The organism is Azospirillum sp. B506 (assembly GCF_000333595.1).
Lineage (GTDB): Bacteria > Pseudomonadota > Alphaproteobacteria > Azospirillales > Azospirillaceae > Azospirillum.
The window spans coordinates 1-11714 of the sequence record NZ_BADK01001037.1; the positions used below are offsets into that span (position 1 = coordinate 1).

At 68.2% G+C, this 11714-nt stretch carries 12 protein-coding genes and 1 pseudogene; 8 read left to right on the forward strand and 5 right to left on the reverse strand.

The features are described from left to right. Both I71_RS31790 and I71_RS31795 read right to left on the reverse strand, forming a co-directional pair. Positions 1 to 557: ABC transporter substrate-binding protein (locus I71_RS31790; RefSeq protein ID WP_159107460.1), on the reverse strand; the 557-nt coding region annotated here is incomplete at its 3' end. Positions 558 to 598: 41 nt separating this feature from the next. Next, positions 599 to 2821: a TonB-dependent siderophore receptor gene (locus tag I71_RS31795; RefSeq protein WP_049976439.1), complete on the reverse strand. Its 2223-nt coding sequence runs from the start codon at positions 2819 to 2821 to the stop codon at positions 599 to 601. A 123-nt stretch (positions 2822 to 2944) separates the two neighbouring features. Between I71_RS31795 and I71_RS31800 the strand changes: the two genes are divergently transcribed. Then, entirely contained in the window at positions 2945 to 3757 is an 813-nt protein-coding gene (locus I71_RS31800) for a helix-turn-helix transcriptional regulator (protein WP_042703748.1), read from the forward strand. A gap of 189 nt (positions 3758 to 3946) precedes the next feature. Here I71_RS31800 and I71_RS40355 read toward each other — a convergent pair. Further along, positions 3947 to 4108: pseudogene (locus tag I71_RS40355) on the reverse strand (hypothetical protein); the annotation flags it as partial. A 224-nt stretch (positions 4109 to 4332) separates the two neighbouring features. On the opposite strand from I71_RS40355, the gene I71_RS38615 reads away from it, so the two are divergent. The 7 genes from I71_RS38615 to I71_RS31835 all read left to right on the forward strand — a co-directional run bounded on the left by I71_RS38615 (position 4333) and on the right by I71_RS31835 (position 10328). Then, positions 4333 to 4482 (forward strand): hypothetical protein, encoded by a 150-nt coding sequence (locus I71_RS38615; protein WP_159107461.1) that lies wholly within the window; start codon positions 4333 to 4335, stop codon positions 4480 to 4482. 442 nt (positions 4483 to 4924) lie between these two features. Next, on the forward strand, positions 4925 to 5800 hold the full coding sequence (locus I71_RS31810) for a transporter substrate-binding domain-containing protein (RefSeq protein WP_244434181.1): 876 nt from the start codon (positions 4925 to 4927) through the stop codon (positions 5798 to 5800). Positions 5801 to 5884: 84 nt separating this feature from the next. Continuing rightward, complete coding sequence (locus I71_RS31815; RefSeq protein ID WP_042703750.1) at positions 5885 to 6556, forward strand: amino acid ABC transporter permease; 672 nt, start codon at positions 5885 to 5887, stop codon at positions 6554 to 6556. Next, positions 6553 to 7239: an amino acid ABC transporter permease gene (locus I71_RS31820; RefSeq protein WP_244434182.1), complete on the forward strand. Its 687-nt coding sequence runs from the start codon at positions 6553 to 6555 to the stop codon at positions 7237 to 7239. The genes I71_RS31815 and I71_RS31820 overlap by 4 nt, the downstream gene beginning before the upstream one ends. Then, positions 7236 to 8018 (forward strand): amino acid ABC transporter ATP-binding protein, encoded by a 783-nt coding sequence (locus I71_RS31825; RefSeq protein ID WP_042703752.1) that lies wholly within the window; start codon positions 7236 to 7238, stop codon positions 8016 to 8018. Before I71_RS31820 ends, I71_RS31825 begins: the two co-directional genes overlap by 4 nt. Before the next feature lie 10 nt (positions 8019 to 8028). Next, positions 8029 to 8940: an aminotransferase class IV gene (locus I71_RS31830; RefSeq protein WP_042703754.1), complete on the forward strand. Its 912-nt coding sequence runs from the start codon at positions 8029 to 8031 to the stop codon at positions 8938 to 8940. Next, a complete protein-coding gene (locus I71_RS31835) occupies positions 8937 to 10328 on the forward strand; it encodes an MmgE/PrpD family protein (protein ID WP_042703756.1) in 1392 nt (463 codons plus the stop codon). Before I71_RS31830 ends, I71_RS31835 begins: the two co-directional genes overlap by 4 nt. A 132-nt stretch (positions 10329 to 10460) precedes the next feature. Here I71_RS31835 and I71_RS31840 read toward each other — a convergent pair whose 3' ends face one another. Both I71_RS31840 and I71_RS31845 read right to left on the reverse strand, forming a co-directional pair. Beyond that, positions 10461 to 11210, reverse strand: a complete 750-nt coding sequence (locus tag I71_RS31840; protein WP_042703759.1) for an ABC transporter permease — start codon at positions 11208 to 11210, stop codon at positions 10461 to 10463. After that, positions 11210 to 11714: ABC transporter substrate-binding protein (locus I71_RS31845; protein WP_042703768.1), on the reverse strand; the 505-nt coding region annotated here is incomplete at its 5' end. The genes I71_RS31845 and I71_RS31840, both read right to left, overlap by 1 nt.

The following is an 11714-nucleotide window of genomic DNA, read 5'->3' on the forward strand; positions in this document are numbered from 1 at the left end:
CGCTGGTCGAGGATGTTGACGAGCCAGACCGGCCGGTCCGCCAATGGCGCCAGCCTGTGGGCCGCTTTCTCAAGCGCCGCTTCGGCACGGGCGGCCAGCGCTTCCGCCGCCGCCTCCAGACCCAGGAGGGCGGCCAGCCGCCTCGTCTCCGATCCCGCCCGCTCCAGCACCGCGGCTCCCGGCCGGTCGAGGGCCACGGCGAAGACCGGCGCCACTCGCTCCAGCGGACCGCGCATCACGTCCAGTCCCGGCGGGATCAGGATCGCGTCCGGCTTCAGCTCCTGCAACAGCTCGAAGTTCGGCGTGAACAGCAGGCCGACATCGACCACCCCGGCCGGCAGCGCCGGGTAGCCGACATAGCGCGTGCACCAGGACGGCGCCGGCACGCCGACCGGGACGCATCCGAGCGCAACGCAGCTGGCCGCCAGCCCCCAGTCGAGCACGGCGACACGGCGCGGCGGACTGGCAGCCTGGGCGGCGCGCGCGCCCAGCCCGCCAGTCCATTCTCCGCCACCCCCCAGGGCGAATGCGCCGCCCAGCAGGCGGCGCCGCGACACGGGGAGTGCCCAGGGAGGCGCCCCGCGAACCATGGCCGCCGTCACCAGGAGTAACGCACGCTGGCATAGACCGTGCGGCCCAGGCCATAGCGGCAGCCGACGGCCGAACAGACCGACACATATTCACGGTCGAAGATGTTCGAGGCGTTGACCGCCAGTTGCGTTCCCTGCAGGGAGGGCAGCGCCTGTCCCAGGTCGTAATGCACCGCCGCGTCGAACACGGCATAGTCCGGGATCTTCACGGTGTTGGCGTTGGTGGCGTAGGTCGGTCCGACATAGCGGGCGCCGCCGCCGAAGCCCAGCCCCTTCAACGCCTGCGCCTGGATCGTGTAGTCGGCCCACAGCGAGGCGATGTGCGCCGGCACATTGTTCAGCCGGTGACCGACATTGCCGGAATTGTCCTTGGTGATCTCGTTGTCGAGATAGGCGTAGGAGGCGCGGACGTTCAGCCCGTCGGCCAGGCTGGCGACGCCGCTCACCTCGACGCCGCGCGAGCGGATCTCGCCGGTCTGCACGTTGAAGTTCGCGTTGACCGGATCTGGCGTGGTGACGTTGGTCTGGCGCAGGTCGAAGGCCGAGACGGTGGCGAAGCTGTTGGACCCCTTCGGCTGGACCTTCAGCCCGACCTCGACCTGCTTGCCTTTGGTCGGCTCGAAGGCGGCGCCCTGCCGGTTGGTGCCGGCGACCGGCTGGAAGGAGGTGGCGTAGCTGACGTAGGGCGCCAGACCGTTGTCGAACAGGTAGGTCAGCCCGACGCGGCCGGTGAAGGCGCGGTCGAACTGGCTGGTGCGGCGGTTGGTGACACGGTTCTCGCTGTCTGTCGTCGCCCAGTCCTCGCGCCCGCCCAGCAGCAGCGACCAGCCGCCCAGCCGGATCTGGTCCTGGAGGTAGGCACCGACCTGGCTCTGGGTCTGGTAGGCGTTCTGGAAGACGCCGGGCAGCCTGATGACCTGATTGTAGTCGGGCGCCAGGATGTCCAGCGTCGGCGCGGCGCCGAAGCGGGTGAAATTGTCCCAGTTGATCCGCTGGTAGTCGAGCCCCGCCAGCAGCGTGTGCGACAGCGGCCCGGTGTCGAGCTTCAGCTCCGCCTGGTTGTCGATGGCGAAGCTGTCGAGCCGCTCGTCGGCGGTGTAGGTCTGGCGGTTCAGCGTCCGCTGGTCGGCTTGGAGGTTCAGTCCCTGGACCGAGGCGTAGTCGATGTCGATGTGGGTGTAGCGGGCATTCTGCCGGACGGTCAGCGTCTTGCCGAAGCGGTGCTCGAACTCGTAGCCGATCTGGCTCTGGTCGCGCCTGAAGCTCTCGAACCCGGTGTCGCCGGTGTAGAAGCTGGGCGAGATCCTGCCGTAGCGGTTGGGCTGCAGGGTGCCGGAATAGGGCAGCAGGTTCCAGATGCCGCCCTTCGGGTCATGCAGGTGGCTGGCCAGCAGGGTCAGGCTGGTGTCGTCGTCCGGCTTCCAGGTTACCGACGGGGCGATGGCGACGCGCTGTTCCCTGGTGTGGTCGGTCTGCGTCTCGGCGGTCCGCCCGATGCCGGTCAGCCGGTAGAGCACGCGGCCCTCCTTGTCGAGCGGCCCGCCGAGATCGAAGGCGCCTTGCGTCATCGCGCCGGTGCCGGACTGGATCTCCACCTGATGCAGCGGCTCGGCGGTCGGGCGCTTGGCGACCATGTTGAGGATGCCGCCGGGCGACGCCTGCCCGTAGAGGACGGAGGAGGGGCCGGTCAGCACTTCCGCCCGTTCCAGCAGGTAAGGCTCGGTCTTCGGCACCGCCCAGGTGCCGGAGAGTTGCTTCAGCCCGTTCAGATACTGGTCGAGCGCGAAGCCGCGCGCCGTCAGGCTGTCCAGCCGGTTGTCGGCGTCCTCGCTGATCTGCACGCCGGGGGCGTAGCGCAGGACCGACCGGACGGTCTGCGGCCGGCGGGCGTCCAGCTCGTCCCGGGTGATGACGGTGACGGTCTGCGGCGTTTCCAGCAGGGTGGCGCCGGTCTTGGTGGCGCCCACCGCGGCGGGGGCGACGTAGCCGTCGGCTGCCAGCGCCGGGTTGCCGGGGCTCGCCGTCACCGACACCGCAGGCAGGCTGAGCGTCGCACCGCCCTGCGGTCCAACCCCTTGCTGGCCGGCCCCTTGCTGCCCGGCCGCATTCTGTGCCCAAGCCGGCGTCCAGACGGTCGCTGCCACCGCCAGCATCGCCGGGATCGTGGCATTGCGCCGGTTCTTCCTCTTCCCCTGGCTCTCCGCCGTCCGGATCCGCACCGTCTGCCCCATCGCATCCTCTGTCGCTTGTCCTGCTGCACGCCGGAAGCATCTACCGGCCCGTGATGAGAATGAGTATCATTCCTCATTGCATCCCGCTCCTGCGGGTGGGACAGGAACTATCGAGACGAGGCCATGCGGCTGCTGAATTATTCGCTTGCCAGCCTGGATGCGCCCGAACAGCCGACGGTGCTGGCGATCGGGCGGGAGCGCGTGACGAAGCCGGTGACGATCCGCTGGCACAGCCATGCCCGCGGGCAGGCGGTGGTGGTCTCCACCGGCCTGCTGACGATCTACACCCGCCAGGGAAGCTGGATGGTGCCGAGCGGGCATTGCGCCTGGATCCCGCCGGGGCAGGAGCATGCGTTGCGGCTGTGCGGGAGTTTTTCCGGCTGGTACGTCTATGTGGCGCCGGAGATGTGCGGCCGGCTGCCGGATTGCTTCGGCAGCGCTTCCACCCCGAGCCTGCTGCGGGAGGGGATCGCCCGTATCAGCCATTGGCAGGACGGCGCCGATTCAGGCACGCGGGAGGAGCGGCTCGGGCTGGTGGTCCTCGATGAAATCGCGGCACTGCCGCTGGAGCACGAACATCTGCCGATGCCGGCCGACCGCGCGATGGCGCAGATCGCCCGCATGATCATCGATGACCCGGCGGACGATCGGTCGCTCGACGCGCTGGCGGACACGGTCGGGCTGTCACGGCGCACCGTCACCCGGCGATTCGGCGATGCGACGGGAATGAGCTTCTCGGCGTGGCGCCAGCGGCTGCGTCTGTTCCAGGCGGCGGAGATGCTGACGAGCGGCACCCCCGTCACCACCGTGGCGCTCAACCTCGGCTATGACAGTCCCAGTGCCTTCACCGCGATGTTCCGCCGCCACTTCGGCGTCACGCCCTCCCAATTCGCCAATCATGGCGAAGACACGCAACGCGGACGCCATACCGGGTGAAACCCCGCCTCCGGTCGCAGATGGCGCGGAGAATGGCGATCGCCGCCGCGACGATGGCCGGCGACGCCCTGCTTCGCCTCGCCGGTACGCAGCAGCAGTATGTTGGTCCGGCCGTCCGGTGTGGCGTACAGCTTTGTCGCTGGGGATCGGCGGCAGACCACGCCAGGTCAGGAAGGGTGAGCCGTGCAGGGTGACGGTGGGCGGAGGCCCGCCGCGGCGGGTGCATTCGCGGCCGAAGACAGCAATGGCGCACGGATGGGCCAGGAAGAAGGCGGGCACCTTCCAAACCTTGTCGATCAATTCGTCCAGGTCGTCGGGGGTGGGCCGGCCCTTGCGGGTCTTGGTTCGCATCGCTGACCCGGTTCACCGAGCAGGGCGGGGTGGTGGTGATGCGCCAGGCCCAGACCAGGACGTTGATTTGACCCGATGGGCTGGCCCAGTCGCGGCTGCTGGCCCCGCCGGGGGACGGGTGGGGGGCGGACATCTTCGAGATCCGCCTGCATCCGGGCGGCAGCGAGGGTGACGGTGGTCATCCGCCGGGAACGAGTGCCCATCTGATCGTTGCGGAGGGCGCGGTGGGGCTTCGGACCGTCGGGGACCTGGGCCGGCGGGCTGTCGGCGACACCATTCTTTTCGATGCCGATATCCCCTATGCCTGCGTGAACAGCGGAGACGGCGACGCCTTGCTGTTCCTCGTGCTGTCGCACACCGATACTCTGTCCTGAGCCTTTTTTCTCCAGGCACTTTCTCCCTGTCTATCCCATCCGGGCGTTCAGGCGGCACCCGCTGCGCGCGAACTGGGGAGCCATGTCAGCAGTCCCCAAGCTCCGCAAATGATCAGGGCCAGACTCCAGGTCGGCGCTTCCGGGAGACCGAGCAAGCGTGCCCAACGGCTGGGGGAAGTACTGCCACATCGATCATAAGAGTCACCATATGAATTGTTTGTTTATCTTAAAACCATGATTTCCAAACAAGGAAATAACGCGATGGAGCGTGAGCTGGGCCATGGAGATGCATCCATCGCCATCGCGGGGCGGCCCAGCGCGTTCGACACGCAAATAGAACAATCTAGAATTGTTTAATAATAGAAAGCGACAAAATACATACGTTTTTATGTTGCGGAACAAAAAAGCCGTTGATAGTCCTTGGAAAAAGGGAGTGCAGCACATGGACGAAATGAAGATTCAGCGGCGCAGTGCGCTCGGTGCGATCATGTTGACCGGCGCCGGGGCCGGTGTTTCCCTCGTCGCCGCCACACCGGGACCGGCGGCGGCGCAGCAGTCTGCCGATACCCTCCAGCAGGTCCGCAACCGCGGAGAACTGCGGATCGGGACGCCGCCCGGCGAGCCCTGGTTCTTCAAGGACCAGCGGTCGGGAGAATGGAAGGGGATCGGCTGGGGCGCCGGTGTCGCCCTGGCCGAGGAACTCGGCGTCAAGCCCGTCGCCGTCGAGACCACTTGGGGAACCGCGGTCGCCGGTCTTCAGGCGGGGCAGTTCGATGTGCTGTTCGCCATGGACGCGACGCCCCAGCGGGCGCTCGCCGTCGATTTCCCGGTTCAGCCGATGTTCTACTATGCGCTCGGCATCCTCGCCCGCGACGGTCTGGCAGCGAAGAGCTGGAGCGACCTCGACAAGCCCGATGTGCGCATCGGCGTCGTGCTCGGCACCTCGCCGGACCGCGAACTGACCGCTCGCTTGACCAATGCCAAGCTGGAGCGCTTTCCCAACATCGACGAGGTGGGGGCCGCCTTCGTCTCCGGCCGTGTCGATGCGGTCTCGCTGTTCCATCCGGCCCTGGTCATGCTGCGCAGCCGCGTGAAGCGCGGCACCGTGCTGCTGCCCGATCCGATCCGTGCCGCCTCGACCAGCGCCGGCGTGCGGCGCGACGTGGACAAGTCGTGGCGCGACTGGGTCGGCATCGCCATCCAGTCGCTCTATGAATCGGGCAAGATCCAGAAGATCTACGAAGAGTTCCTCGCCTTCCGCGGGATCGACCCCAAGGACGCTCCGGCGCTCGTGCGCGAGCAATGGTCCCGCAGCTGAACCGGTCATCCGTCCCCCGGCCGGTCCTGGGGCCGGTCCGGGGGGCGGGCTTGAAGCACAGGAAGGGGAGCGCAGGAACGCCTCATGGCCTATGTCTGGGATTTCTTCGCCGTCGCCCGCAATGCCGATATCCTGCTGGCCGGGCTGGGCCAGACCCTGCTGCTCTCGGTCTGCGGCATAGCGGTGGGGGTGGCGGTCGGCGGCCTGCTGGCGGCGATGCGCCTGTCGGGCCGGCGGACGCTGTCCTGGCCGGCACTGGCCTTCACCGAATTCTACCGCAACACGCCGCCATTGGTGCATTTCTTCTGGTTCTTCTACGGCCTGCCGATGGCGTTCGGGCTGACCCTTCCCCCCTTCGCCGCCGCCCTGGCGGCGCTGGGCATCCAGTCGGCGGCCTTCTTCGCCGAAGTGTTCCGCGGCGGCATCCTGTCGGTCGAGCGTGGCCAGTGGGAGGCCGGCCGGGCACTCGGCATGGGGCGGGCGCGGCTGATGCGGCGGATCATCCTTCCGCAGGCCGCCCGCCGGATGGCGGCGCCCTTCGTCGAGCGCAGCTTCGAGCTGGTGAAGACAACGACGCTGGCCGCGGCACTGGCCTTTCACGAGACAATCTACAGCGCCATGGTGATCGTGACCCAGACCTACCGCCCGCTTGAGGTCTACACGGTGGTCGCCGGATTGTTCTTCGTCGTCCTGTTCTCCGCCAGCCAGCTGGCCGAGTGGCTGGAGGCGCGCGGCCGCCGGGCGGGAGCGCGATGACCATGCCGACGATCACGATGCCGGAGTTTCAGTTCGGCGAGGTCTTCGCCAACATCGACCTGCTTCTCGAAGCCTGTGGCCTGACGCTGGCGCTGTGGGCGGCGGCGCTTGCCGCCGGCCTGTCCGGCGGGCTGCTCATCGGCCTTGCCCGCATCTCGCCGCGGCGCTGGATCGCCTGGCCGGCGCGCGGCTTCGTCGAACTGTTCCGCAACACGCCGGTTCTGGTCCAGCTCATCTGGTTCTACTACGCGCTGCCGGTGCTGAGCGGCATCCAGCTGCCCGCCTTTGCCGCCGCCGTGCTGGCCCTGAGCCTGAACGCCTCGGCCTATTGCGCCGAGATCTACCGCGGCGGCATCCAGTCGGTTCCGGCCGGGCAGTGGGAGGCCGGGCGGGCGCTCGGCATGGGCCGCCTGCGGCTGTTGCGCCGCATCATCCTGCCCCTGGCGGTGCGGCGCATGGTGCCGGCCTTCACCAACCGTGCGGTCGAACTCGCGAAGAACACCTCGGTCGCCTCGGTCATCACCGTTCACGAGCTGATGTACAGCGCGCGGCTGTTCAGCAGCCAGAACTACATTCCCATGGAAACCTTCACCGTTGTGGCCATGATCTATTTCCTGCTGATCTATCCCTTCACGCTGGCATCCTACGCGCTGGAACGGCGCTTCGCGGCGGGCCGGGCATGACGAGGGCCGACGACGTCGTGCTGCAGGTCGAGGATCTGCACAAGAGCTTCGGCTCCACCGAAGTGCTGAAAGGCATCGACCTTTCCGTGCGCCGGGGCGAACGCATCGCGATCCTCGGTTCCAGCGGGTCGGGCAAGAGCACGCTGCTGCGTTGCCTGAACGTGCTGGAGATGCCGACCAGAGGGCGCCTGATCCTCGACGGGGAGGCGGTCGGCCGGCCGGCGGCCGGCGGCGCCACCCGCTACCGCGAGGCCGAGCTGAACCGCCTGCGGGCACGGGTCGGCATGGTCTTCCAGCAATTCAACCTGTTCCCGCACATGACCGCGCTGGAGAATGTGATGGAGGGGCCGCTGTCGGTGCTCGGCCGGCCGAAGGCCGAGGCGCGGGCGACGGCGCAGCGGCATTTGGACCGGGTCGGTCTCGGCGGGAAGGCCGACGCCCATCCGGCCCGCCTGTCCGGCGGCCAGCAGCAGCGTGTCGCCATCGCCCGCGCCCTGGCGATGGATCCGGAGGTGCTGCTGTTCGACGAGCCGACCTCGTCGCTCGATCCGGAGCTGGTTGGGGAAGTGCTCGGCGTCATCAACGACCTGTCGGAGGACGGGCGGACCATGCTGCTGGTGACCCATGAGCTGGGCTTCGCCTATCACTTCGCCACCCGCATCCTCTTCCTGCACGAGGGCCGCATCCTGGAGGACGGCCCGCCCGAGCAGGTGCTGAAGTCCCCGCGCGAGGAGCGCACCCGGCGTTTCCTCGACCGTTTCACCGCTTTCCGATTCTGACGGTTCTCCCATGCAACTCACCGGCAAAGGCGCGCAGACGCCGCAAGACGACCACCGCAACGATGGGGTGCTGATCTGGCTGAACGGCCGGCTTGTCACCCGCGCGCAGGCCACCGTCTCCATTTTCGACGCCGGCTTCGGGCTGGGCGACGGGGTGTGGGAAGGCGTCCGCTATGTCGATGGGCGCTTCGTCTTCCTCGACGATCATCTCGACCGGCTGGAGGCGGGGGCGAGGGCCATTGCGCTCGACATCGGCCTGTCGCGCGATGGATTGCGCGAGGCGCTGCAACAGACCATCGACGCCAACGGCATGACCGACGGTGTTCACATCCGCCTGATGGTCACGCGCGGCGAGAAGACCACCATCCATCAGGATCCGCGCAACGCGCTGGGCCGCCCGACCATTGCCATCGTCGCCGAGCACAAGCGGCCCGACCCGCAGGTGAAGCGCGACGGGCTGGTGCTCGCCACCACGCCGGTGCGCTGCAGCCCGCCCGACATGTTCGACATGCGGCTCAACTCCCACAGCCGCCTCAACCTTATCCAGGCCCTGCTGCCGGCCATCGCCGCCGGCGCGCAGGAGGCGCTGATGCTCGACCCCCATGGTTTCGTGTCAAGCTGCAACTCCACCAACCTGTTCTTTGTGTCGGGCGGGACGGTGCTGACCTCGACCGGGCGCTACTGCTTCAACGGGATCACTCGGAAAAAGGTGCTCGACCTTTGCGCGGCACATGGGATTCCTGTGCGGCAGGCCGATTTCACGCTGGCCGAGGCCTGTGCCAGCGAGGAGGCCTTCGTAACCGGCACCTTCGGCGGTATCACGCCGGTGTCGCGATTGGACGGGCGGACGATCGGCGGCAGCGGCCGGCCGGTGACCGAGCGGCTTTCCGCCCTCTACGAAGCGCTGACGCGGGCAGCATGACTTCGTTGACGCGGCGCTTGGCAGATTTCGCGGCGGGGCTGGAGGTCGCGGACATTCCCGCCGATGTCGCCGGCAAGATTGGGCTGCACCTGCTCGACGCGCTCGGTTGCGGCCTTGCCGGTGCAAAGACCGATCCGACCCGGCGTGTGCTTGCCGCCGTGCGGGGGGACTATGCCGACGGTCCCTGTCCTGTGCTGGGTACCGGTGTTTCCCTCACGGCGGCCGGGGCGGCCTTCGTCAATTCCGCGGCGATGAACGCGCTCGACCATGACGACGGCTTCGAGGTCGATGGCAAGGGAATGGGGCATCCCGGAGCGACCCTGGTCGCCGCCGCGTTGAGCGGTGTCGCGGTCTCCCAAGCCGATGGCGGCACGCTGCTGGCGGCGCTCGCCGCCGCCTATGAGATCAACGCCCGCATCATCCTGTCGATCCAGCCGAGCCGGGAGCGCTTCCGGCAGGTCTATGGTGTGTGCCAGCACCAGTCGCTGGCAGCGTCTGCCGTCTACGGACGCCTTCTCGGACTCGATGGCGCCGATCTCGCCAACGCCTTCGGATTCGCCGGCACGCTGGCGCCGGTGCCAAGTCTTCGGCGCTACAATTGGGACAGCCGTCCGCTGGTCTCCTTCAAGGACTTCAACGCCCCGGCAACGGAAGCCGGTCTTCGGGCTGTCCACTATGCCACCGCGGGGCTGGTGGGGGCCGCCGACGTCCTCGACGGGCCGACCGGCTTCTGGAGGATGATCGGTTCGGATCGCTTCGATCCGGACGTCCTCTGCGACGGGCTGGGAGAAGTCTGGTGGGCGCGCCATGCCAGCTTCAAGGCCTATCCGGCCTGCCGCTGGATGCATACGGCGCTGGAGTCCTTCGAGACCCTGCGCGACACCTTCGGGCTGGCGGCCGGCGAGATCGAAAGGATCGAGGTTCTGACCTCCGCCGGTCTGGCGCGCGACTTCATGGATGCGGCCCCCGCCACCATGGTCGATGCGCAGTTCAGCCTGCCATACTGTCTCGCCTGTCTCGCACTGGGGCTGCCGCCGGTCGACTGGCATGTTGCCGACGCCCTTGCCGACGATGGCCGCGCGGTTCTGGCCACCCGCGTCACCGCGACCGTCGACCGCGAGATCGACGGGGCGATGAGCGGGGAGACCCGCCGGCCCGCCGGACAGGTGCGTGTGTGCGCGCGCGGCCGCTGGTTCGAGGGGCCACGGCTGTCCCATCCGCGCGGCTGCCGCGAACGTCCGATGAGCGATGCGGACGTAATCGCCAAGTTCCGTGCGAATGCTGCGCGGGTGCTGGCCGAACCGGCGGTCGACCGCTTGCAAACCACGGTTCTGACCATTGGAACAGCCAGCGACGCCCGCTGTCTCTTACAGGATCGGGTGGCCTGACCATCGGGATGGCTTCCGGTACCGTGAGCGTCCGCTTCGGCGCCAGCGATTGCAATTTCGCGATCTCGTCCGTCCGGACGGAGCTGTGGTGGACAGGCCGATGGGATTCCGTTTCCTCCGGCTTTGCCCGTTTCAGGGCCGGGCGAGGTGCCAGTGGCGGTAGCGCCGCTCGATACGGCGGAAGACGAGGCTTTCGGTGATCCAGGCGGTCATGCCGATGATGGCGACGCCCAACAGCACCTGGGTGGCATTGCCGATCTGGCCACCCATGGCGACCATCCAGCCGATCCCCTGCGAAGCGCCCAGCATCTCGGCCGCCACCAGCGCCCGCCAGGCCTGGCTGAAGCCGATGCGCAGCGCTGCGGTCAGGAAGGGCAGCGAGGCAGGCAGATAGACGTAGCGGATCAACTGCCAGCGGCGGGCGCCCAGCACGCGGGCCGCCCGCAGATTGCCGTCGCGGATGGCAAGGAAGCCTTCCTGCACCGTCACCGCCATCGGGAACAGGGCGGCGACCACGATCACCATGGTGATGGCGACATAGCCCAGCCCGAAGAAGATCATCGACATGGGCGCCCAGGCGATGGGCGGAATGGCCATGAACAGGCCGGCCAGCGGAGCGGAAAAGGCGCGGAAGTGCGGCGACAGCGCACCGGCCAGACCCAGCGCCAGCGCGCCCAGCACGGCGACCGCGAAGCCGCCGGCCTCGCGCAGCAGGCTGGCGCCGACATGGACGGCGAGTTGGCCGTTGCCGAGCCACCGCACCGCCTCCGCCGCCACCGCCCAGGGCTGCGGCAGGACATAGGGCGGCAGGTTCCAGGCGGCCGCACTCCACACCAGCAGCAGCGCCGGGAAGGCGGCCCAGCCGTAAAGCCGGGTCCGCATCAGCGGCCCGCCCGGCGGAGATAGGAATTGTCGACGATGTCGGTCGCCTTCATCGGCGCCGGAACGAAGCCGAGCGCCAGCGATGTGTCCATCAGCCGCTGGATGAAGGCGAGGTCGCTCTCTTCCAGCCGATCCGACCAGCCCAGCCGCTTGCGCGCCTCGGCGGCGACCGTGGCCGGGGCGATCTCGCTGCCATCGGCGCGCTTCACCGGCTCCAGCTTGAACGCCTCGGCGATCAGGGCGTCGCCCTCGGCCGGGTGGTCGGTCAGCCAGGCGATGGCTTTGGCGTGGGCGCGCAGCAGCTTCACCACATCGTCCGGCCGCTCCGCCAGCGTCTTTTTCGGTGCCATCACCACGTACCAGGGATAGCCGGGCAGCGCTTGGTTGACGTCGAACAGCACATGAGTGCCGCCCCGCAACACCTGCTGGCTGATGAAGGGTTCCCAGGTGAAGGCGGCGTCCACTGTGCCGCTGTCCAGCGCGGCGTTCATGTTGCCGACCGGC